Origin of the sequence: Pseudomonas sp. BN505, from assembly GCF_029873175.1 — a bacterium.
GTDB classification, from domain to species: domain Bacteria; phylum Pseudomonadota; class Gammaproteobacteria; order Pseudomonadales; family Pseudomonadaceae; genus Aquipseudomonas; species Aquipseudomonas putida.
In genome coordinates this window covers 54,578-77,529 of record NZ_SSOI01000065.1, presented here as the reverse complement: position 1 = coordinate 77,529, position 22,952 = coordinate 54,578, and the positions used below count along the sequence as shown (strand labels likewise).

Here is a 22,952-nt window from a genome sequence, read left to right as displayed (position 1 = left end):
CGGTCAGATTCCTTGTTCGCTCAGCCACAGGTTCAGCGCCGCCAGCTGCCACAGCTTGGAGCCGCGCAGCGGGGTGAGCTGGCCGTGCGGGTTGCTCAGCAGGCGGTCGAGCATGGCCGGGTTGAACAGCCCACGGTCCTGGCTGGGGTCGGTCAGCAGCTCACGCACCCAGCCCAGGGTGGCGCCTTCAAGGTGCTTGAGGCCCGGCACCGGGAAGTAGCCCTTCTTGCGGTCGATCACCTCATGCGGGATCACCCGTCGCGCCGCCTGCTTGAGCACCTGCTTGCCGCCATCGGGCAGCTTGAAGCGCGCCGGAATACGCGCCGACAGCTCCACCAGGCGGTAATCGAGGAATGGCGTACGTGCCTCCAGGCCCCAGGCCATGGTCATGTTGTCCACTCGCTTGACCGGGTCATCAACCAACATCACCGTGCTGTCCAGGCGCAGGGCTTTGTCCACCGCATCGCGGGCACCGGGGCGGGCGAAGTGCTCGCGCACGAAGTCGCCGGCCGCGTCGGTTTCAAGCGCCCAGGGCGCCTGCACGGTGTCGCGGTATTCGGCGTGGCTGCGGTCGAAGAATGCATCGCGGTAAGCCGCAAAGGCGTCATCGGCGCCGTCCACCTGCGGGTACCAGTGATAACCGGCGAACAGCTCGTCGGCGCCCTGGCCGCTTTGCACGCCCTTGCAGTGCTTGGCCACTTCCCGCGACAACAGGTAGAAGGCGATACAGTCGTGGCTGACCATCGGCTCGCTCATGGCGCGGAATGCCGCTGGCAGCTGGTCGATGATCTCGTGTTCGGCGATGCGCAGTTGGTGGTGGCGGGTGCCGTAGTGCTTGGCGATCAGGTCGGAATACTGGAACTCGTCGCCACGTTCGCCCCCGGCATCCTCAAAACCGATGGAGAACGTCGACAGGTCGTCCACGCCCGCTTCGCGCAGCAGACCGACCAGAAGGCTGGAGTCGACACCACCGGACAGCAGCACGCCGACGTCGACGGCCGCGCGTTGGCGGATGGCCACGGCGTCGCGGGTGGCGTCGAGCACGCGGGTGGTCCAGCCTTCCAGGTCCAGCTCACGCTCATCCGGGTTGGCACCGTATTTCAGCTGCCACCAGGTCTGGCGCTCGACCTCGCCATGGCGGTCGATGCGCATCCAGGTGCCGGGCTCCAGCTTTTGCACGTTGGCCAGCAGGGTACGTGGTGCCGGCACCACGGCATGGAAGTTCAGGTAATGGTTGAGCGCCACCGGGTCGAGCATCGGGTCGATGTCGCCGCCCTTGAGCAGCGCTGGCAGGGTCGAGGCAAAACGCAGGCGCTCGCTGTTGCGCGACAGGTACAGGGGCTTTACGCCCAGGCGGTCGCGGGCCAGGAACAGGCGCTGGTTGTCGCGCTCCCAGATGGCCAGGGCGAACATGCCGTTGAGCTTGGGCAGCAAGGCCGCGCCCCAGGCGTGGTAGCCCTTGAGCAGCACCTCGGTGTCGCCGTCGGACCAGAAGCTGTAGCCCAGGTCTTGCAGCTCCTGGCGCAGTTCGGGGAAGTTGTAGATGGCACCGTTGAACGCCAGTGACAGGCCCAAGGTGTTGTCGACCATCGGCTGCGCCGAGCCGTCGGACAAGTCCATGATTTTCAGGCGCCGGTGGCCGAGGGCAATAGGGCCTTGGCTATGGAAGCCCCACGCATCCGGGCCGCGAGGCGCGAGGTGATGCGTTATGCGCTCTACCGCAGCCAGGTCGGCTGGGCGAGGGGCCTGGTCGATGGGGGTGAAACGCAACTCTCCTGCTAATCCGCACATAAGTCCTTACCGGTTTTTCCGTTGGGGAGGGGGTGCCCAGGATTAGGGCACCTTAAGGAACTGACCGATGTGCTTTTTGAGAGTTTTAGAACGATTTGTTATATGCGGCCGCTGGGCAATGTCCGGAGGCAAAGCCCGACTCGTGCTATGCCTGTGGGAGCGGGCGAGCCCGCGAAGGGCCGCACAGCGGCCCCGATTTCTTACTTCCCCCGAATCAGCTTACGCAAGGCGAACCGGTTCGGATGACACGCCTCTGCCACTGCCCGGGGCAACGGCAGCGGTTCACCACACACCCAGGCCGCCACCAGCTCGCCACTGAGCGGCGCCGTGATCAACCCGCGCGACCCATGCCCGCTGTTCACATACAACCCATCCAGCCAAGGGCAGGCTACATCCGGCACTTGCCGCGCATCCCGGCCCAACACCGCATAGGCCTCGGCAAACGCCTGCACATCAGCTACCGGCCCCACGATCGGCAGGTAATCCGGGCTGGTGCAACGGAATGCCGCGCGCCCCTGCAACTTCTCAGGGGCTAACTCGGCCGTGCCCAATCGCTGGGCCAGATCGACGGAAATCTCGTCCAGCAACGCTAGGTTGCCCTGGTGCTCGGCCAGCGTCGGCGCCAAGTCTTCGCTGTGGAAATCAAAGCTTGCGCCCAGGGTATGTTCATCACCGCGCGGCGGCGCCACGTAGCCCTCTGCACACACCACGGTGCGCAGCGCCCGGCTGCTGGCGGTGGCGGGCAAGCGGGTAATCTGCCCCCGGATACGCTTGAGCGGCAGTTGCGCGCAAGGCTCGAAGCGCCTTACTTCGGCGGCACCGGCCAGAATCACCACGGGCGCGCTGGCAATCAGGCAGTCACCCGCCCAGGCCTGCCACTGCTGGTCGACCTTGCGCAGCTCCAGCACTTCCTGGTGGGTGACCAGCCGAATCCCTGGGTGCTGCAGCTGTTGCTGGCACAACGCAGGTGGGTGCACCCAGCCGCCTTCGGGGTAGAACAACCCGCCGGCCGGCAAGGCCACCCCGGCGACGGCTTCAGCTTCTGTACGTTCCAACGCGTGCAGCAGGTTGTAGTCGAAAGCGGCGGCCAGCTTGCCTTGGCGCTCAGCTTCCTTGTTGTCGAAGGCCAGTTGCAGCACGCCGCAGGCATCCCAGTCGCGGCCACGCTGCAGGCGTTCAAGCTGGCGCCGGGTGTAGCCGAAACCGGACAGGATCATCTGTGAAAGTGCGGTGCCATGGGCGGACAGCTTGAGGTACAGCACCCCCTGCGGATTGCCCGAAGCCTCCTGGGCCGGCGCTTCGTGGCGCTCCAGCACGGTGACCTGCCAGCCACGCCGGGCCAGGCTGGCAGCGGTTGTGCTGCCGGCCAGCCCGGCACCGATCACCAGTGCCTCGCGGGGCCCCTGTGAAGGGGCGGGGCGCGCGTACCAAGGTGCGCCTGGGGCTGGCAGGGGGCCGACGTAGGCGCCGCTCATCACCTCCCACTTCTTGCCGATGCCTGGCACCTTCTTCATGGCGAAACCGGCTTCGACCAGGCTGCGGCGCACCCAGCCGGTGGTGGTGAAGGTGCCCAGCACAGTGCCCGGGTGCGATAAGCGCGCCAGCTGCGCGAACAGCTCTGGTGTCCACATGTCGGGGTTCTTGGCGGGGGCGAAGCCATCGAGGAACCACACATCAATCTGCGCATCGAGCTGTGGCAGCTGCTCGAGCACGTCGCCGATCAGCAGGGTCAGGGTGACCCGGCCATTGGCGAAGGTGAATTGCTGAAAGCCCGGGTGCACCGCCACATATTGTTCCAGCAGGGGCTCGGTGTAGGCGGCAAGTTCAGGCCACAGGCGCACGGCGCGGGCCATGTCGTCGTGGCCGAGGGGGTATTTCTCGACACTCACGAAGTGCAGGCGTGCGTCGCTGTGGGCGTGCTGGTCAAACAGTTGCCAGGCGCAGAAAAAATTCATGCCGGTGCCAAAGCCGGTTTCGCCAATCACCATGCAGCTGTGCGGCGTCAGGTTGGCAAAGCGCTCGGCCAGGCGGGTCTGGCCGAGGAATACGTGTTTGGTTTCTTCGATGCCTTCGTTGACCGCGAAATAGACGTCGTCATATTGCCGCGAGTGGGGGCGGCCCTGGTCGTCCCAGTCGATCTGGGCGTGCTGGAGGAGGGTGGACATGGTTGGCTCGGTTGCAGCGGATGGCGGGATTTTATGCCATCCGGGTTACCTGTGGGAGCGCGTTCACTCGCGAACAGGTCAGTACAGGCATAAATGAAATCCGCTAGTCTTGCTTATCCATTGAAGGAGCCAGTGCATGTTCGAATCCGCCGAAATCGGCCACAGCATCGACAAGGAGGCTTACGACGCCGAGGTGCCCGCTTTGCGCGAGGCCCTGCTCGAAGCCCAGTACGAACTCAAGCAGCAGGCGCGCTTCCCGGTGATCGTGCTGATCAACGGCATCGAAGGCGCTGGCAAGGGTGAGACGGTAAAGCTGCTCAACGAGTGGATGGACCCGCGCATGATCGATGTGCTCACCTTCGACCAGCAGACCGACGAAGAGCTGGCACGGCCGCCCGCCTGGCGTTACTGGCGGGCTTTGCCACCCAAGGGGCGAATGGGCGTGTTCTTTGGCAACTGGTACAGCCAGATGCTGCAGGGGCGGGTGCACGGGGTGTTCAAGGATGCCGTGCTCGATCAGGCCATCATGGGCGCCGAGCGCCTGGAGCAGATGCTGTGCGATGAAGGTGCGCTGATCATCAAGTTCTGGTTCCACCTGTCCAAGAAGCAGATGAAGGCACGGCTGAAATCGCTCAAGGACGACCCGCTGCACAGCTGGAAGATCAGCCCGCTGGACTGGCAGCAGTCGCAAACCTACGACCGCTTCGTGCGCTTTGGCGAGCGCGTGCTGCGCCGCACCAGCCGCGACTATGCGCCGTGGCATATCGTCGAAGGGGTAGACCCGAACTACCGTAGCCTGGCGGTGGGGCGCATCCTGCTGGACAGCCTGCAAGCCGCGCTGGCCAACAACCCCAAGGGCAAGCATCAGGGCAATGTCGCCCCGCTGGGCCGCAGCATCGACGACCGCAGCCTGCTCGGCGCCCTGGACATGACGTTGCGCCTGGACAAGGCTGACTATCAGGAGCAGTTGGTCACCGAACAGGCCCGCCTGGCCGGCCTGCTGCGCGACAAGCGCATGCGTCGACACGCCTTGGTGGCGGTGTTCGAAGGCAACGATGCTGCCGGCAAGGGCAGTGCCATCCGCCGCGTGGCGGCAGCGCTGGACCCGCGCCAGTACCGCATCGTGCCGATTGCCGCGCCCACTGAAGAAGAGCGGGCGCAGCCCTACCTGTGGCGGTTCTGGCGGCATATTCCGGCACGCGGCAAGTTCACCATCTTCGACCGTTCCTGGTATGGCCGGGTGCTGGTGGAACGGGTTGAGGGATTTTGCAGCCCGGCCGACTGGATGCGTGCCTACAGCGAGATCAACGACTTTGAGGAGCAGTTGGTGAACGCCGGCGTGGTGGTGGTGAAGTTCTGGCTGGCGATCGACCAGCAGACCCAGCTGGAGCGTTTTCAGGAGCGTGAGCAGATCCCGTTCAAGCGCTACAAGATCACCGAGGACGACTGGCGCAACCGCGACAAGTGGGACGAGTATGCCCAGGCGGTGGGCGACATGGTCGACCGCACCAGCAGCGAGATTGCACCCTGGACGCTGGTGGAGGCCAACGACAAGCGCTGGGCGCGGGTCAAGGTGCTGCGCACCATCAACCAGGCGCTTGAAGCGGCGTTTGCCAAGGACAAGAAATAGCCAGGGCTCTTGATTGCCTGTTCTGGCCTCTTCGCGGGTGAACCCGCTCCCACAGGATGATCACAGGATTGGCCATTGTGCAGTCCCTGTGGGAGCGGGTTCACCCGCGAAGAGGCCAGAACAGGCTGCACACCTGCCAAGCCATGCCACACAAGAATGACCTGATGAATTCTTTTCTCGGCACGCTTCCCCGTCACTGCCCTCCAAGCCCGTAGAATCCACCAACCCCCACCACGGGCTTGAACGAGGACGCTATGCACACCACTTCCGGCCGCTGGAGCTATGGCCTGTTCCTGGCACTTCTGACTGCCTTGCTCTGGGGCATCTTGCCGATCAAGCTCAAGCAGGTACTGCAAGTGGTCGACCCGATCACCGTCACCTGGTACCGCCTGCTGGTTTCCGGTGGCCTGCTGTTCGCCTGGCTGGCAGCCAGGCGGCGCTTGCCGTCGTTCACCCGGCTGGCGCCGAAGGGCAAGGGCCTGGTCGTAGTGGCGGTGCTTGGCCTGATGGGCAACTACGTGCTGTACCTGATCGGCCTCAACCTGCTTAGCCCCGGCACGGCGCAACTGGTGGTACAGGTCGGCCCGGTGCTGTTGCTGGTGGCCAGCGTGTTCGTGTTCCGCGAGCGCTTCAGCCTGGGGCAGGGCGTGGGCCTGGTGATTCTGCTGGCGGGTTTTGGCCTGTTCTTCAACCAGCGCCTCGAAGAGCTGCTGACTTCATTGGGCGCCTACACCACAGGCGTGCTGACCATTCTGCTGGCCACCAGCATCTGGGTGTTCTACGCCCTCAGCCAGAAGCAACTGCTGACCGTGTGGCATTCACAGCAGGTGATGATGGTGATCTACCTCAGTTGTGCTGCGCTGCTCACGCCTTGGGTACACCCGCTGGAGGCGTTGCAACTGACCCCGGTGCAGGGCTGGCTGCTGCTGGCCTGCTGCCTGAATACCCTGGTGGCTTACGGCGCTTTTGCCGAGGCGCTGGCGCACTGGGAGGCGTCGCGGGTGAGTGCCACCCTGGCGTTGACACCGCTGGTGACCTTTGTTGCGGTGGCACTCGCGGCACTGGTGTGGCCGGAGTATGTGCACGCCGAGGACATCAATGCCCTGGGCTATGTAGGGGCGGTGACCGTGGTGTCCGGCTCGGCGCTGGTAGCGCTGGGACCATCGCTGGTGGCCAGTTGGCGGGCGAGGCGTGCGCGGTTGGCCCAGGCTCAGTGATCGCTTGCTCCGGCCCTATCGCCGGCAAGCCAGCTCCCACAGGATCACCACAGGCCTGAATGTTGTGCGGTCCTGTGGGAGCTGGCTTGCCGGCGATAGGGCCGGGGCAGGCAATAAAGAGCTCAGCCCTTGCCACCCGGTGCCAGCATGTTCTCCGGCCGCACCCACTGGTCGAACTGCTCATTGGTCAGGTACTTCAACTCCAGCGCAGCCTCGCGCAAGGTCTTGCCTTCGCTGTAAGCCTTCTTGGCAATTTCCGCCGCCTTGTCATAGCCGATATGCGGGTTCAACGCCGTCACCAGCATCAAGCCCCGCTCCAGGTGCGCGGCCATTTGCTCGGCATCGGGCTCGATGCCCGCCACGCAGTGCAACTGGAAGTTGCGGCAGCCATCGGCCAGCAGTTCGATCGACTGCAACAGGTTGTGGATGATCACCGGCTTGAACACGTTCAGTTGCAGATGCCCCTGGCTAGCGGCAAAACCGATGGCGGCATCGTTGCCCAGCACCTGGCAAGCCAGCATCGACAGCGCTTCGCACTGGGTAGGGTTAACCTTGCCGGGCATGATCGAACTGCCCGGTTCGTTGGCCGGCAGGCGCACTTCGGCAAAGCCTGCGCGTGGGCCGGAGCCCAGCAGGCGCAAGTCGTTGGCGATTTTCATCAGCGCCACTGCCAGGGTTTTCAAGGCGCCTGCCAGGCTGGTCAGCGGTTCATGGCCGGCCAGCGCCGCGAACTTGTTTGGCGCCGTTACAAACGGCAGGCCGGACTCCGCCGCCAACTCGGCAGCGATGGCTTCGGCAAAGCCATGCGGGGCATTGAGCCCGGTGCCAACCGCGGTGCCGCCCTGGGCCAGTTCGCATACCGCCGGCAGGGTGGCTCGGATGGCGCGCTGGGCATAGTCGAGCTGGGCGACGAAGGCGGACACCTCCTGGCCGAAAGTGATCGGCGTGGCGTCCATCATGTGCGTGCGGCCGGTCTTCACCAGCTTTTGGTGGCGGGCCGACAGCTCGGCAAGCCCCGACGACAGTTCGGCGACTGCCGGCAGCAGCTGCTCGTGCACCGCCTGCGCCGCAGCGATGTGCATGGCTGTGGGGAAGCAGTCGTTGGAGCTCTGCGAGCGGTTGACGTGGTCGTTGGGGTGCACTGGCGCTTTGCCGCCACGGCCTTTGCCGGCCAGTTCGTTGGCGCGCCCGGCGATCACTTCGTTGACGTTCATGTTGCTTTGCGTGCCGCTGCCGGTCTGCCACACGACCAACGGGAACTGGTCGTCGTGTTGGCCATCAAGCACTTCGTCGGCGGCTTGTTCGATCAGCCGAGCGATGTCGGCCGGCAGGTCGCCGTTGCGGTCGTTGACGCGTGCCGCGGCTTTCTTGATCAGCGCCAGGGCGTGCAGCACCGCGAGGGGCATGCGTTCCTTGCCAATGGCGAAGTTGATCAGCGAACGCTGGGTTTGCGCACCCCAGTAGGCGCCATCAGGAACTTCGACCGGGCCCAGGCTGTCTGTCTCGATACGGCTCATTCTGTACTCACTCCTGTGTGGTTCGAAATCGCAGTTTAGGCCCTGATTCGACCGAGCGGTTCCGTCGCTCGTCGTGCCACTTGAGCACATCGCCACCACGGCGCAGAATGCTCTACTCTGAGGTACCCGCCTCCCTCTCCTTGAAGGAAATGCAATGACCCGTCTCCGTGTCCTTTGTGCCGCCGTTGCCCTGGCTTGCGCCAGCGGCCAGGTGCTCGCTGCCACCGCCAGCCACAACGCTGCTGCCGAGAAATTCCTGACCCTGGCCAACGCCGACAAGCTGGGCACCCCGGTGTACATGCAGGTCCAACAGATGTTCGCCCAGCGCTTCGCTCAAACCAAAGCCCCGGCCGCCAAACAGCCAGTGCTGGCAAGCTACCAGGCCAAAGCCAACGCCGCGCTGGACAGCGCCATCGGCTGGAACAAGCTGAAGCCCAAGATGGTCGACCTGTACACCCAGACCTTCACCGAGCAAGAGCTGAAAGACCTGGTCAAGTTCTATGAATCGCCGCTGGGTAAGAAAGTGCTGCGTGAAATGCCCAAGGTTACCCAGCAGTCGGCCCAGCTGACCCAGCAGAGCCTGGAACCAGCGGTGCCGGTGGTGAACAAGCTGCTGGAAGACATGACCAAGGAACTGGACCCTAACGCTGGCAAGGCCGCCGTCCCTGCCAAGAAGTGAGCACGCCGCGATGACCATGCAACAGCGCATTGAACAACAGCTGGGCGCCTTGGCGCCGCAGCACCTGCAAGTGCTCGACGAAAGTCACATGCACAGTCGTGGTCAGGAGACCCACTACAAGGCAGTGATCGTCAGCGAGCAGTTTGCCGGGTTGAACAGCGTCAAGCGCCACCAGAAGGTGTATGCCACCATGGGTGAGCTGATGGGCCAGATCCATGCCCTGGCCATTCATACCTACACCGCCGAAGAGTGGGCCAAGGTCGGCGTGGCGCCGGCCTCGCCGGTGTGCGCCGGCGGCGGGCACTGAAACCTTTTTGTTGTTCTGGTAGAATCCGTACCATCCAAGGGGGCCGCTGTGCGGCCCATTCGCGGCACAAGGCCGCTCCTACAGGGATTGCACCGCCCGTTGGGTTGTGTATTTCCCTGTAGGAGCGGCCTTGTGCCGCGAATGGGGCGCAAAGCGCCCCCTGCTTTTTGTCAAACCCGGTCCGCCCCTTACGAGGGCAACCACCTGGAGAACCCGCTTCATGTCACAACCTATCGTCGTCGCGGCGCTGTACAAGTTCGTCACCCTGCAAGACTACGTCGAGCTGCGCGAGCCGCTGCTCAAGGCCATGCTCGACAATGACGTCAAAGGCACCCTGCTGCTGGCCCACGAAGGCATCAACGGCACCGTGTCGGCCACCCGCGAAGGCATCGACGGCCTGCTGGCCTGGCTGCGCAACGACCCGCGCCTGGCTGATGTCGATCATAAAGAGTCGTACTGCGACGAGCAGCCGTTCTACCGCACGAAGGTCAAGCTCAAGAAAGAGATCGTCACCCTCGGCGTGCCGGGCGTGGATCCGAACCAGGCGGTCGGCACCTATGTCGAGCCCAAGGACTGGAACGCGCTGATCAGCGACCCGGAAGTGCTGCTGATCGATACCCGCAATGACTACGAAGTGGCGATCGGCACCTTCAAGGGCGCGATGGACCCAAAGACCGAAACCTTCCGCGAGTTCCCGGAGTACATCAAGGCCAACTTCGACCCCAGCAAGCACAAGAAAGTGGCCATGTTCTGCACCGGCGGCATTCGTTGCGAAAAAGCCTCCAGCTACATGCTCGGTGAAGGCTTCGAGGCGGTCTATCATCTTAAGGGTGGCGTGCTGAAGTACTTCGAGGAAGTGCCTCAGGAAGAAAGCCTGTGGGACGGCGACTGCTTCGTCTTCGACAACCGCGTCACGGTGCGCCATGACCTGAGCGAAGGCGAGTACGACCAGTGCCACGCCTGCCGCCACCCGATCAATGCAGAGGAGCGCGCGTCCGAGCACTATTCGCCAGGTGTCAGCTGCCCGCATTGCTGGGACACCCTGAGCGAGAAAACCCGGCGCAGTGCCATCGACCGGCAGAAGCAGATCGAGCTGGCCAAGGCCCGCAACCTGCCGCACCCGATCGGTTACAACTACAAAGCCGAGGCCTGATGCATGTCTGCACGCCTGATTTATGTGATGGACCCGATGTGCTCCTGGTGCTGGGGTTTCGCGCCGGTAGCCGCCGCCCTGATCGCCCAGGCGCGTGAGGCGGGCGTTGTCACCCGCGTGGTGCCGGGCGGGCTGCGCACCGGCGGCAGCGCCCTGGACAGCTCCACCCGCAAGTACATCCTCGAACACTGGCAGGCGGTGGCCGACGCCACCGGCCAGCCATTTCGTTTCGAAGGGGCCATGCCTGAGGGCTTCGTCTACGACACCGAGCCGGCCTGCCGCGCCCTGGTCACTGCCCGTGAGCTGGACGCCGAACGCGTCTGGCCGCTGCTGGCGCTGATCCAGCGTTCGTTCTACGAGCAGGGCGTGGACGTGACCACGGCGCCGCAGCTGGTCGAGCTGGCCTCGCAGTGCGGCTTCGACCGCACCGTGTTTGCCGAAACCTTCGCCCGCGCCGATACCCGCGCCGCCACCGCAGCCGATTTCAGCTGGGCCCAGGACCTGGGTATTGCCGGCTTTCCGACCCTGCTGGCCGAGCGCAATGGCCAACTGGCCCTGCTGACCAACGGCTACCAGCCGCTGGATCGCCTGCAACCCTTGCTCGGCCGCTGGCTGCAGCAGGCCGCCTGTGCTTGATGTGCCTGGGTCACCCGACCCGGTGCCGGGCAAGCCTCACGCTGCGGGCGATCGACTGAGCTGGGCGGAAATCCGCCGCCTGGCCCTGCATCACAAGAAGAACCTCTGGTCTGCCAACTGCATCGCCGTGCTGGCGGCTTGCTGCAGCGTGCCCATTCCGTTGCTGCTGCCCCTGTTGGTGGACGAAGTACTGCTCGGTCATGGTGATGCTGCGCTGAAGTGGATGAACCACCTGCTGCCCTCCAACTGGCAGGTGGCAGCCGGCTATATCGGGCTGATGCTGGCGCTTACCCTGTGCCTGCGCCTGGCTGCCCTGGCGTTCAACGTGATCCAGGCCAAGCTGTTTGCCGGGTTGGCCAAGGATATCGTCTACCGCCTGCGTATCCGCCTGATCGAGCGGCTCAAGCGCATTTCGCTGAAGGAATACGAAAGCCTGGGCAGTGGCACGGTAACCACCCACCTGGTCACCGACCTGGACACCCTCGACAAGTTCGTGGGCGAAACCCTCAGCCGCTTCCTGGTGGCCATGCTGACCCTGACCGGCACAGCGGCGATCCTGATCTGGATGCACTGGCAGCTGGCCTTGCTGATCTTGCTGTTCAACCCGCTGGTGATCTATTTCACCGTGCAGCTGGGCAAACGCGTCAAACACCTGAAAAAGCTTGAGAACGACAGCACCGCGCGCTTTACCCAGGCGCTGACGGAAACCCTCGATGCCATCCAGGAAATCCGTGCCAGCAACCGCCAGGGCTACTTCCTTGGCCGTTTGGGCCTGCGCGCCCGCGAAGTGCGTGACTACGCCGTTGATTCGCAGTGGAAGAGCGACGCCAGTGGCCGTGCCAGTGGCTTGTTGTTCCAGTTCGGCATCGATATCTTCCGCGCCGCAGCCATGCTGACCGTACTGTTCTCCGATTTGTCGATCGGCCAGATGCTGGCGGTGTTCAGCTACCTGTGGTTCATGATCGGGCCTGTGGAGCAACTGCTCAACCTGCAATATGCCTACTACGCCGCCGGCGGTGCGCTGAGCCGCCTCAACGAGCTGCTGGCGCGCGATGACGAACCGCAGTACCCGGCCGCCAGTGACCCGTTCGCCGGCCGTGAGACGGTGGGCATCGAAGTGCGCGACTTGCGCTTTGCCTATGCCGACGAGCCGGTGCTGGAAAACCTCGACCTGTCTATCGCTCCGGGCGAAAAGGTGGCGATTGTCGGCGCCAGTGGTGGCGGCAAGAGCACCTTGGTGCAACTGCTGCTGGGCCTTTACAGCGCCCAGGCCGGGACCATCCGCTTTGGCGGTGCCAGCCTGCAGGAAATCGGCCTGGAAACCCTGCGCGAAAACGTCGCGGTGGTGCTGCAGCACCCGTCGCTGTTCAATGACACCGTACGTGCCAACCTGACCATGGGCCGCGACAGCAGTGACGACGCTTGCTGGCAGGCGCTGCGCATCGCCCAGCTGGACGCCACCATCGCCGCCTTGCCGCAGGGCCTGGACAGTGTGGTGGGGCGCTCCGGCGTGCGCTTGTCTGGCGGGCAGCGGCAGCGCCTGGCCATCGCCCGCATGGTGCTGGCCGAGCCCAAGGTGGTCATCCTCGACGAAGCCACCTCGGCGTTGGACGCCGCCACCGAGTACAACCTGCACCTGGCCCTGGCGCGCTTCCTCAGCGGCCGCACCACGCTGATCATCGCCCACCGGCTGTCGGCGGTGAAGCAGGCCGACCGGGTGCTGGTGTTCGATGGCGGGCATGTAGCCGAAGATGGCGACCACCAGCAGCTGATTGCCGAGGGTGGGTTGTACGCCAAGCTTTATGGGCACTTGCAGCAAAGCTGACGTTCAGGCTTGATCGTGTGTTGGCGCTCGATCCAACAGGCGCCACCTGCCTCAAGCCAGCCCCTAAAAAAACCCCGTCACGTTGATGGCAGATGGCCTACGCTGTGCTTGTCTGGGTCGATTTGCGCCTTATCTGCTCTGTGACAGGGACTCCATGAAGGGACATCGCACACTCGAAGCGCCGAAGTTGATCGGCATCACCTGGCCCTTCATCGCCGTTGTGGTCTTTCAGGTGGCGCTGGGCAGCCTCAGCCTTTATACGCTCTCGGCCGTGCGCGCCTATGTCGCGGGCGAAAGCCTGTGGTCGAAGGCGCAGAAAGACGCCATCTATTACCTGAACCTGTACGCCGACACCCGCGACGAGAGTACCTATCAGCGCTATCGCCAGGCCATTACCGTGCCCCAGGGCGACCACCAGCTGCGCGAGGTGCTCGACCAGCCCAGCCCCGACCTGGCGGCGGCTCGCCAGGCCGTTCTGCAAGGCGGTAACCACCCCGACGATGTCGAGCGGATCATCTGGTTCTACCGTAACTTCCGCAACATCAGCTACATGCAGACAGCCATCGACTACTGGGATATCGGCGACGACTACCTGGCCAAGCTGGATGTGCTCGCCGGCGAGATGCGCCAGAGCTTTGCCAGTGGGCCGGTCGACGCCCAGGCCGTCAATGCCTGGAAGGCGCGCATCGTCACCATCAACGAAGGGGTCACGCCCGCTGCCAAAGCGTTCAGCGATGCGTTGGGCGAAGGCTCGCGCATGTTGCTGCGGGTGCTGCTGATCACCAACCTGCTGACAGCGATGTTCCTCATTACCATTGCCTGGCGCCGCTCCAGCAAGCTGCTGGCCCAGCGTCAGGCCTTCGCCACCGCCCTGCAGGCAGAGAAAGAACGGGCACAGACCACCTTGCAGGCCATTGGCGATGCGGTCATTACTGCCGACGTGGATGGCTGCATCGGCTACATGAACCCGGCCGCCGAGCAGCTCACCCACTGGCAGTCTGGCCAGGCCCAGGGCCTGCCGCTGTCGGCGCTGTTCAGCCTGGTGGACGAGCAGGCCGAGGAAGATGGCCGCAGCCTGGTCGAGCAGGTGCTTAGCGGCAGCCTCAAGGGCGGTGCCGAGCATGCCCGGCTGATCCAGCGGCTTGACGGCAGCACCGTGTCGATCAACCTGGTGGGCTCGCCGATCGTCAGTGACGGCCAGCTCAGTGGCATCGTGCTTGTGCTACATGACATGACCCAGGAGCGTCAGTACATCGCCAACCTGTCCTGGCAGGCCACCCATGACGCCCTGACCGGCCTGGCCAACCGCCGTGAGTTCGAATACCGCCTGGAGCAGGCGCTGAATGGCCTTGCGCGCCAGGCCGGGCGGCATTCGTTGATGTTCCTGGACCTCGACCAGTTCAAGCTGGTGAACGACACCTGCGGCCATGCCGCGGGTGACGAATTGCTGCGGCACATCTGCGCCGTGCTGCAATCTGGCCTGCGCGAAGGTGACACGCTGGCCCGGCTGGGTGGCGACGAGTTTGGCGTGCTGCTGGAAAGCTGCCCGCCAGACCAGGCCGAGCGCATCGCCGAGCAATTGCGCCAGATGGTGCAGAGCCTGCACTTCGTGTGGAAGGGGCGGCCGTTCGTCACCACGGTCAGTATCGGCCTGGTGCACATCGCCCAAACCCCGGGCACCCTGGAAACCTCGCTGCGTGCTGCCGACATGGCCTGCTACATGGCCAAGGAGAAGGGGCGCAACCGCGTGCAGGTGTACCACGCCGACGACAGCGAGCTGTCCATGCGTTTTGGCGAAATGGCCTGGATCCAGCGCTTGCATGTGGCGCTGGAAGAAAACCGCTTCTGCCTGTACGCACAGGAAATTGCCCCGCTGAAGACCTTCGAAGGCCCAGGCCACATCGAAATCCTGCTGCGCCTGCACGACGAAAGTGGCCGCACCATCCTGCCCAGCAGCTTCATCCCCGCGGCCGAGCGCTACGGCCTGATGACTGCGCTGGACCGCTGGGTGGTGCGCAATGTGTTCCAGGTTGTGCGCCAATGCCTGGACGAAGGCCGCGAAGGGCCCCTGTCGATCTGCGCGATCAACCTGTCGGGGTCGAGCATCGGCGATGACAAGTTCCTCGATTACCTGCAGCGGTTGTTTGTCGAGTACGCCATTCCGCCGCGGATGATCTGTTTCGAAATTACCGAAACCAGCGCGATTGCCAACCTGGGCAGTGCCATTCGCTTCATCAACGAGCTGAAGGGGCTGGGCTGTCGCTTCTCGCTCGATGATTTCTGCGCCGGCATGTCGTCGTTCGCCTACCTCAAGCATTTACCCGTGGATTACCTGAAGATCGACGGCAGTTTCGTCAAGGACATGCTCGATGACCCGGTCAACCGGGCCATGGTAGAGGTCATCAACCACATCGGCCATGTCATGGGCAAACGCACCATAGCCGAGTTCGTCGAAACACCCTTGATCGAGCAGGCCCTGCAGGAAATCGGCGTGGATTACGCCCAGGGTTACCTGATCGAACGCCCCCAGGTGTTCACCTGTGACAGTCTGCAGCGCCAACGGATCGCCGCCCGGCCTCTGTTGCAGCGGGCACCTGGCACGTTTCGCTAGCGAGAAATCACAAGGATCAAGGAGCTGAAAGTGATTGATGCATTCGTTCGTATCGGGCCTTTGATGGACCCCGCCAGCTATCCCCAATGGGCCCAGCAACTGATTGAAGACTGCCGCGAGAGCAAGCGCCGGGTGGTGGAGCATGAGTTCTACGCGCGCCTGCGCGACGGCCAGCTCAAGCAGTCTACCATTCGTCAGTACCTGATCGGCGGCTGGCCGGTGGTGGAGCAGTTCTCGCTGTACATGGCACACAACCTGACCAAGACCCGCTATGGCCGCCATCAGGGCGAAGACATGGCGCGGCGCTGGCTGATGCGCAATATCCGGGTTGAGCTCAACCATGCCGACTACTGGGTGAACTGGTGCCAGGCCCATGGTGTGCACCTGCATGAGCTGCAGGCCCAGGAAGTGCCCCCCGAGTTGAACGGCCTGAACGACTGGTGCTGGCGCGTGTGTGCCACCGAGAACCTGGCCATTTCCATGGCGGCGACCAACTACGCCATCGAAGGTGCGACCGGGGAATGGTCAGCGGTGGTGTGCTCGACCGATACCTACGCCCAGGGCTTCCCGGAGGACCAGCGCAAGCGGGCGATGAAATGGCTGAAGATGCATGCCCAGTATGACGATGCGCACCCGTGGGAGGCGCTGGAAATCATCTGTACCCTGGCCGGCGAGAACCCGACCCTTGGGCTGCGTACCGAGTTGCGCAGGGCTATTTGCAAGAGTTATGACTGCATGTACCTGTTCCTGGAGCGGTGCATGCAGCTGGAAGGGCGCCAGCAAGGCCGTTTGCGCCCGGCGTTGGCGGCGGGCTGATCACCCGCCTGTACCGGCCCATTCGCGGCACAAGGCCGCTCCTACAGGGATAGCGTTCCCGGCGGGTTGTACATTCCCCTGTAGGAGCGGCCTTGTGCCGCGAACGGGCTGCAAAGCAGCCCTGGCAATCTCAAGCCTTACTGGGCGTTGAGCGCCTGCCCGTTCACTGCCTTGCTGTCGGGCCCCATCAGGTACAGGTACACCGGCATGATCTCTTCAGGCAGCGGGTTGTTCTGCGGGTTTTCGCTGGGGTAGGCCTGGGCCCGCATCGCCGTGCGCGTGGCGCCCGGGTTGATGCTGTTGGAGCGCACGGGTGCCACGCCTTCCAGTTCGTCGGCCAGGGTCTGCATCAGGCCCTCGGTGGCGAACTTCGACACGCCATAAGCGCCCCAGTAAGCCCGGCCTTTGCGCCCGACGCTGCTGCTGGTGAACACCACCGAGGCGTCCTCCGACAGTTTCAGCAGTGGCAGCAGGGTGCTGGTGAGCATGAAGGTGGCATCGACGTTGATGTGCATCACGCGCATGAAGTTGTCGCCCGACAACTGCTCCAGGGGCGTGCGCGGGCCAATGATCGAGGCGTTGTTCAGCAGGCCGTCCAGGCGGCCGAACTGGTCTTCGATCATCACGGCCAGCTCGTCGTACTGGTGGGGCAGGGCGGTTTCCAGGTTGAACGGGATGACCACCGGTTGGGGGTGCCCGGCGGCTTCGATCTCGTCGTAGACCTCGTTCAGGTTGGCTTCGGTCTTGCCCAGCAGTAGCACGGTGGCGCCCACTGCCGCGTAAGCCTTGGCGGCCGCAGCACCGATGCCGCGGCCTGCGCCGGTAACCAGGATGACCCGGCCTTGCAGCAGGTCGGGACGGGCGGTGTAGTCGAACATTGTGTATTCCCTGTCTCTAGTTCAGCAGCCACACAGCGCGCTGTCGATCACTTTGCGCAGTTCCAGCGGGTGGTCCACCACCGCGTCGGCACCCCAGTTGTTGGGGTTGTCCTCTGGATGAATATAGCCGTAGCGCACCGCTGCCGTGCGGGTGCCGGCGTCGCGGCCAGACTCGATGTCGCGCAGATCGTCGCCGACGAACAGCACAGTGGCAGGGTCCAGGCCCAGCGTCGTGCAGGCCAGGGTCAGTGGCTCGGGGTCAGGCTTGCTGTTTTTCACGTGGTCCGGGCAGATCAGCAGTGCCGAGCGCTCGGCCAGGCCCAGCCGCTGCATGATCGGCTCGGCGAAGCGCACCGGCTTGTTGGTGACCACGCCCCACAGCAGGTTGCCTTTCTCGATGTCGGCCAGCAGCTCGGCCATGCCGTCGAACAGCTTGCTGTGTACCGCGCAGTCGCGCTGGTAACGCTCCAGAAACTCCAGGCGCAGGGCCTCGAAGCCTTCGGCTTCCGGGTCCATGGCAAACGTGGTGGCAACCATGGCGCGGGCGCCACCAGAGATCACGCCACGGATCAGGTTGTCGTCAATGGCCGGCAGGCCGCGCTCGGCGAGCATGGCCTGGCAGATGGCGATAAAGTCCGGCGCCGTGTCGAGCAAGGTGCCGTCCATGTCGAAGAGTACTGCTCGCAAACGCATGCTCATTCCTCGCGCAGGGTCTGGATCATGTAGTTGACGTCGACGTCGCTGTTGAGCTTGTAGTGCTTGGTCAGCGGGTTGTAGGTGAGGCCGATGATGTCCTTCACCTGCAGGCCGGCATCGCGGCTCCAGGCGCCCAGTTCGGACGGGCGGATGAACTTCTTGAAGTCATGGGTGCCGCGCGGCAGCATCTTCAGGATGTACTCGGCGCCGACGATGGCCAGCAGGTAGGCCTTGGGGTTGCGGTTGATGGTGGAGAAGAACACCTGGCCGCCAGGCTTGACCATGCGGTAGCAGGCGCGAATCACCGAGGATGGGTCGGGCACGTGCTCGAGCATTTCCAGGCAGGTGACCACGTCGAACTGTTCAGGCATTTCTTCGGCCAGGGCTTCGGCGGTGATCTGCCGGTATTCCACCTGTACGCCCGACTCCAGCTGGTGCAGCTGGGCCACGGCCAGGGGGGCCTCGCCCATGTCGATACCGGTGACCGTGGCGCCGCGCAGGGCCATGGCTTCGCTGAGGATGCCGCCGCCGCAGCCTACGTCCAGCACTTTCTTGCCGGCCAGGTTGGCCCGCTCGTCGATCCAGTTGACGCGCAGCGGGTTGATTTCGTGCAGCGGCTTGAACTCGCTTTCGCGGTCCCACCAGCGGTGGGCCAGCGCTTCGAACTTGGCGATTTCGGCGCGGTCGACGTTGCTCATTGAACAGTCCTCTGAAACTTCGCAAAATTGCGCCGGAGTATACCCGAGCGCTCGGCCCCCAGGCTCGCTATAATCGCCGGCTTTTGACATGCGAACCACGGGGAGAGGCGATGCGCGAGCGACTTTTGGCGGCTGAGAAGGTGACCGGGATCCGCTGGCAGGGCGGCATCTTGCACCTGCTCGACCAGCGCCTGCTGCCGTCGGAAGAACGCTGGCTGGCCTGCGACAATGTCGCGCAGGTGGCGGCGGCAATCCGCGACATGGCAGTGCGCGGCGCCTCGGCCATCGGCATTGCTGCCGCCTACGGCCTGGTACTGGCCCTGGAAGAGCGGCTGGCAGAGGGTGGCGACTGGGAAATGGACCTTGAAGAGGACTTTCTCACCCTTGCCGAAGCACGCCCCACGGCGGCCAACCTGTTCTGGGCGCTGAACCGCATGCGTGAGCGCCTGCTGCGTCTGCGCCCGGATGAAGACGTGCTGGCAGCGCTGGAGGCAGAAGCAGTGGCCGTCCACGAAAGCGACCGTGAAGCCAACCTGACCATGGCCCAGCAAGGCATCGAGCTGATCCGCCGTCATCAGGGCAATGCCCAGACGCTGCTTACCTACGGCAATGCCGGTGCCCTGGCCAGTGGCGGTTTCGGCACTGCGCTGGGGGTTATCCGCGCCGGCTACCTGGAGGGCATGGTGGAGCGGGTGTATGCCGGCGAAACTCGCCCTTGGCTGCAAGGCTCGCGCCTGACGGCCTGGGAGCTGGCCAACGAGGGAATTCCGGTGACCCTGTGCGCCGATTCGGCGCTGGCGCATCTGATGAAGACCAAGGGCATCACCTGGGTGGTGGTGGGCGCGGACTGCATCGCTGCCAATGGCGACGTGGCCAGCAAGATCGGCACCTACCAGTTGGCGGTAAGCGCCATGCACCATGGTGTGCGCTTCATGGTGGTGGCGCCGAGTACCAGCATCGACCTGAACCTGGCCACCGGCGAGGATATCCCGCTGGAAGAGCGTGACGCCGACGAGTGGCTGGACTTTGGCGGTGCCCCGGCGGTACGGGATGTGCAGGTATTCAACCCGGTGTTCGACGTGACCCCGGCCGACCTGATTGACGTTATCGTGACCGAGCGGGGTGTTGTCGAGCGCCCGGATACCGCCAAACTGGCCCAGTTGATTTGCCGCAAGCGCCTGCACTGATACCTCGGTCGAGCGCGTACTTTGTGGGAGCGGCCTTGCGTCGCGATAGGGCCGCAAAGCGGCCCCGGGATGTCGGCGAAGAAGCAAAAATTGCCGGGGCTGCTGCGCAGCCCTTTCGCGACACAAGGCCGCTCCCACAATGACCGTGTACTGCCGTTCAGATCTCCCCACCGCCCCCGCCTTTGTGATAACATCCGGCAGTTTCCAAGACCGCCCATCACGGCGGCCTTCATTGCGCAGATCCATGGCACAACTCATTGATTTGTCGTAAGTCGTCGCACGCTTGTACGCTGCGGCGGCGAGCTTCGTTCGGCCCTTGATGGAGCTGCGAAGTTTCACCAGAAAAAGGAATCAGGCTTCTCATGGGCGAACTGGCCAAAGAAATCCTCCCGGTCAATATCGAAGACGAACTGAGACAGTCTTACCTCGACTACGCGATGAGCGTGATTGTCGGGCGAGCGCTGCCCGATGCGCGTGACGGCTTGAAGCCCGTGCATCGTCGCGTTCTCTATGCGATGAGCGAACTGGGCAACGACTGGAACAAGCCGTACAAGAAATCCGCCCGTGTGGTCGGTGACGTGATCGGTAAGTACCACCCGCACGGCGACACTGCGGTCTACGACACCATCGTGCGTATGGCCCAGCCGTTCTCGCTGCGCTACCTGCTGGTCGACGGCCAGGGCAACTTCGGTTCGGTGGACGGCGACAACGCCGCAGCCATGCGATACACCGAAGTGCGCATGACCAAGCTGGCGCACGAGCTGCTGGCCGACCTGCACAAGGAAACCGTCGACTGGGTGCCCAACTACGACGGCACCGAGCAGATCCCGGCAGTCATGCCGACCCGTATTCCCAACCTGCTGGTCAACGGTTCCAGCGGTATCGCCGTGGGCATGGCGACCAACATTCCGCCACACAACCTCGGTGAAGTCATCGACGGCTGCCTGGCGCTGATCGACAATCCAGAAGTCACCATCGATGAACTGATGCAGTTCATCCCTGGGCCAGACTTCCCGACTGCCGGCATCATCAACGGTCGCCAAGGCATCATCGAGGCCTATCGTACCGGTCGTGGCCGCATCTACATGCGCGCCCGCTCCGAAATCGAAGACATCGACAAGGTGGGCGGCCGTCAGCAGATCGTCGTCACCGAGCTGCCGTACCAGCTGAACAAAGCGCGCTTGATCGAAAAGATCGCCGAGCTGGTCAAAGAGAAGAAGATCGAAGGCATCACCGAGCTGCGCGACGAGTCCGACAAGGACGGCATGCGCATCGTCATCGAGCTGCGTCGCGGCGAGGTGCCGGAGGTGGTGCTTAACAACCTCTACCAGCAAACCCAGCTGCAGAGCGTGTTTGGCATCAACGTGGTCGCCCTGATCGACGGTCGTCCGCGCTTGCTCAACCTCAAGGACCTGCTCGAAGCGTTCGTCCGTCACCGCCGTGAAGTGGTGACCCGCCGCACCGTATTCGAGTTGCGCAAGGCCCGTGAGCGTGGCCACATCCTTGAAGGCCAGGCGGTTGCGCTGTCCAACATCGACCCGGTCATCGCCCTGATCAAGGCTTCGCCGACCCCGTCCGAGGCCAAGGAAGCCCTGGTTTCCACGCCGTGGGAATCCAGTGCCGTGCAGGTCATGGTCGAGCGCGCCGGCGCCGATTCCTGCCGCCCTGAAGACCTGCCTGAGCAGTACGGCCTGCATGAGGGCAAGTACTTCTTGTCGCCGGAGCAGGCCCAGGCCATTCTCGACCTGCGCCTGCACCGCCTGACCGGCCTGGAGCACGAGAAGCTGCTGGCCGAGTACCAGGAAATCCTCGAGCAGATCGGCGAGCTGATCCGCATCCTCAGCAGCGCCGAGCGCCTGATGGAAGTGATCCGCGAAGAGCTGGAAGCCATCCGTGCCGAGTACGGCGATGTGCGCCGTACCGAAATCCTGAATGCCAGCCACGACCTCAACTACGGCGACATGATCCCGGAAGAAGAGCGCGTGGTTACCATCTCCCACGGTGGTTATGCCAAGACCCAGCCGTTGTCCGCTTACCAGGCCCAGCGCCGTGGCGGCAAAGGGAAGTCGGCAACCGGCGTGAAGGACGAGGACTACATCGAGCACCTGTTGGTTGCCAACAGCCATGCCACCCTGTTGCTGTTCTCCAGCAAGGGCAAGGTGTACTGGAAGAAGACCTACGAAATCCCCGAAGCGTCCCGCGCTGCCCGTGGTCGCCCGCTGGTCAACCTGCTGCCGCTGGAGGAGGGGGAGCGCATCACCGCCATGCTGCAGATCGACCTCGAAGCGCTGCAGCAGAACGCCGACCTCGACGAAGAACTGGAAGACGCTGATGACACCGTGCTCGAGGGTGAGCTGGTAGAGGCCGAGGAAGTCGACGAAGAAGACGGCGACACCGCAGAATGGGTGGCAGAGCCGACTGGCGCATACATCTTCATGGCCACCGCCTCCGGTACCGTCAAGAAGACCCCGCTGGTGCAATTCGCCCGTCCGCGCTCCAACGGCCTGATCGCCTTGAAGCTGAAAGAAGGCGACACCCTGATTGCGGCGGCCATCACCGACGGCGCCAAAGAAGTCATGATGTTCTCCGACGCCGGCAAGGTCATCCGCTTTGCCGAAAGCGTCGTGCGTGAAATGGGCCGTACGGCCCGCGGTGTGCGCGGCATGAAACTGGGCAAAGGCCAGCAGATCATTTCGATGCTGATCCCGGAGTCCGGCGCGCAGATCCTCACTGCCTCCGAGCGTGGCTTCGGCAAGCGCACCCCGTTGTCCAAGTTCCCGCGTCGCGGCCGTGGTGGCCAGGGCGTGATCGCCATGGGGACCAAGGGGCGCAACGGTCTGCTGGTCGGTGCTATCCAGGTGCAGGAAGGCGAGGAGATCATGCTGATTTCCGACCAGGGCACGCTGGTGCGTACCCGGGTTGGCGAGGTGTCCAGCCTGAGCCGTAACACCCAGGGTGTTACGCTGATCAAGCTGGCGGCTGACGAAACGCTGGTGGGCCTGGAGCGTATCCAGGAGCCGTCCGAGGACGAACTCGATGATGTGATCGAGACGGACGAGGAGGGCGTCGAGGCTGAAGCGCCAGACAATGAAGACGCTGCGGGTGCCGAAGAGGCCCCGCAGGAGTAAGCAAGCGTAAACCCGAAC

17 protein-coding genes are annotated in these 22,952 nt (G+C 63.9%); 11 read left to right on the top strand and 6 right to left on the bottom strand.

Translation table 11 applies throughout. The features are described 5' to 3' along the window. Nucleotides 1-3: 3 nt before the first annotated feature. Together E8E78_RS20905 and mnmC are read right to left on the bottom strand one after the other, a co-directional pair. Nucleotides 4-1,791 carry an N-acetylglutaminylglutamine amidotransferase gene (locus E8E78_RS20905; RefSeq protein ID WP_016501029.1) on the bottom strand — a complete coding sequence of 596 codons (1,788 nt, stop codon included), beginning with the start codon at nucleotides 1,789-1,791 and terminating at the stop codon, nucleotides 4-6. A gap of 200 nt (nucleotides 1,792-1,991) precedes the next feature. Then, entirely contained in the window at nucleotides 1,992-3,956 is a 1,965-nt protein-coding gene (gene mnmC / locus E8E78_RS20900) for a bifunctional tRNA (5-methylaminomethyl-2-thiouridine)(34)-methyltransferase MnmD/FAD-dependent 5-carboxymethylaminomethyl-2-thiouridine(34) oxidoreductase MnmC (RefSeq protein ID WP_280314980.1), read from the bottom strand. A gap of 136 nt (nucleotides 3,957-4,092) precedes the next feature. Here mnmC and pap point away from each other — a divergent pair, with 136 nt between their 5' ends. Together pap and E8E78_RS20890 are read left to right on the top strand one after the other, a co-directional pair. Beyond that, entirely contained in the window at nucleotides 4,093-5,586 is a 1,494-nt protein-coding gene (gene pap / locus E8E78_RS20895; protein WP_059395306.1) for a polyphosphate:AMP phosphotransferase, read from the top strand. Nucleotides 5,587-5,840: 254 nt separating this feature from the next. Continuing rightward, on the top strand, nucleotides 5,841-6,803 hold the full coding sequence (locus tag E8E78_RS20890) for a DMT family transporter (protein WP_061203671.1): 963 nt from the start codon (nucleotides 5,841-5,843) through the stop codon (nucleotides 6,801-6,803). A gap of 122 nt (nucleotides 6,804-6,925) precedes the next feature. On the opposite strand, the gene E8E78_RS20885 is transcribed toward E8E78_RS20890, so the two are convergent. Next, nucleotides 6,926-8,320 (bottom strand): class II fumarate hydratase, encoded by a 1,395-nt coding sequence (locus E8E78_RS20885; RefSeq protein ID WP_016501025.1) that lies wholly within the window; start codon nucleotides 8,318-8,320, stop codon nucleotides 6,926-6,928. Between the two features lie 154 nt (nucleotides 8,321-8,474). On the opposite strand from E8E78_RS20885, the gene E8E78_RS20880 reads away from it, so the two are divergent. From E8E78_RS20880 to E8E78_RS20850, 7 genes are all read left to right on the top strand, one after another. After that, nucleotides 8,475-8,999, top strand: a complete 525-nt coding sequence (locus E8E78_RS20880) for a DUF2059 domain-containing protein (protein ID WP_019473006.1) — start codon at nucleotides 8,475-8,477, stop codon at nucleotides 8,997-8,999. 10 nt (nucleotides 9,000-9,009) lie between these two features. Then, the gene (locus E8E78_RS20875) at nucleotides 9,010-9,306 is read left to right on the top strand and encodes a BolA family protein (protein WP_016501024.1); all 297 of its coding nucleotides are present in this window, start codon (nucleotides 9,010-9,012) and stop codon (nucleotides 9,304-9,306) included. 220 nt (nucleotides 9,307-9,526) lie between these two features. Then, the gene (locus E8E78_RS20870; protein WP_016501023.1) at nucleotides 9,527-10,459 is read left to right on the top strand and encodes a rhodanese-related sulfurtransferase; all 933 of its coding nucleotides are present in this window, start codon (nucleotides 9,527-9,529) and stop codon (nucleotides 10,457-10,459) included. A 3-nt stretch (nucleotides 10,460-10,462) separates the two neighbouring features. Next, the gene (locus E8E78_RS20865; protein WP_016501022.1) at nucleotides 10,463-11,095 is read left to right on the top strand and encodes a DsbA family protein; all 633 of its coding nucleotides are present in this window, start codon (nucleotides 10,463-10,465) and stop codon (nucleotides 11,093-11,095) included. Beyond that, entirely contained in the window at nucleotides 11,088-12,920 is a 1,833-nt protein-coding gene (locus tag E8E78_RS20860) for an ABC transporter ATP-binding protein (RefSeq protein WP_016501021.1), read from the top strand. The genes E8E78_RS20865 and E8E78_RS20860 overlap by 8 nt, the downstream gene beginning before the upstream one ends. A gap of 154 nt (nucleotides 12,921-13,074) precedes the next feature. Continuing rightward, a complete protein-coding gene (locus E8E78_RS20855) occupies nucleotides 13,075-15,531 on the top strand; it encodes an EAL domain-containing protein (protein ID WP_059395301.1) in 2,457 nt (818 codons plus the stop codon). Nucleotides 15,532-15,561: 30 nt separating this feature from the next. Beyond that, entirely contained in the window at nucleotides 15,562-16,347 is a 786-nt protein-coding gene (locus E8E78_RS20850; RefSeq protein ID WP_059395300.1) for an iron-containing redox enzyme family protein, read from the top strand. Nucleotides 16,348-16,484: 137 nt separating this feature from the next. Here E8E78_RS20850 and E8E78_RS20845 read toward each other — a convergent pair whose 3' ends face one another. From E8E78_RS20845 to ubiG, 3 genes are read right to left on the bottom strand one after another with little or no spacing between them, the layout of a single operon-like run. Further along, complete coding sequence (locus E8E78_RS20845; RefSeq protein ID WP_059395299.1) at nucleotides 16,485-17,225, bottom strand: YciK family oxidoreductase; 741 nt, start codon at nucleotides 17,223-17,225, stop codon at nucleotides 16,485-16,487. 21 nt (nucleotides 17,226-17,246) lie between these two features. Next, the gene (gene mupP / locus E8E78_RS20840) at nucleotides 17,247-17,918 is read right to left on the bottom strand and encodes an N-acetylmuramic acid 6-phosphate phosphatase MupP (RefSeq protein WP_084966318.1); all 672 of its coding nucleotides are present in this window, start codon (nucleotides 17,916-17,918) and stop codon (nucleotides 17,247-17,249) included. A gap of 2 nt (nucleotides 17,919-17,920) precedes the next feature. After that, on the bottom strand, nucleotides 17,921-18,619 hold the full coding sequence (gene ubiG, locus E8E78_RS20835; RefSeq protein ID WP_016501016.1) for a bifunctional 2-polyprenyl-6-hydroxyphenol methylase/3-demethylubiquinol 3-O-methyltransferase UbiG: 699 nt from the start codon (nucleotides 18,617-18,619) through the stop codon (nucleotides 17,921-17,923). 110 nt (nucleotides 18,620-18,729) lie between these two features. Between ubiG and mtnA the strand changes: the two genes are divergently transcribed. Together mtnA and gyrA are read left to right on the top strand one after the other, a co-directional pair. Further along, the gene (mtnA, locus tag E8E78_RS20830) at nucleotides 18,730-19,806 is read left to right on the top strand and encodes an S-methyl-5-thioribose-1-phosphate isomerase (RefSeq protein ID WP_016501015.1); all 1,077 of its coding nucleotides are present in this window, start codon (nucleotides 18,730-18,732) and stop codon (nucleotides 19,804-19,806) included. A gap of 362 nt (nucleotides 19,807-20,168) precedes the next feature. Beyond that, nucleotides 20,169-22,934, top strand: coding sequence for a DNA gyrase subunit A (gene gyrA, locus E8E78_RS20825; protein ID WP_059395298.1), 2,766 nt, complete (start codon nucleotides 20,169-20,171; stop codon nucleotides 22,932-22,934). Nucleotides 22,935-22,952 lie beyond the last annotated feature (18 nt).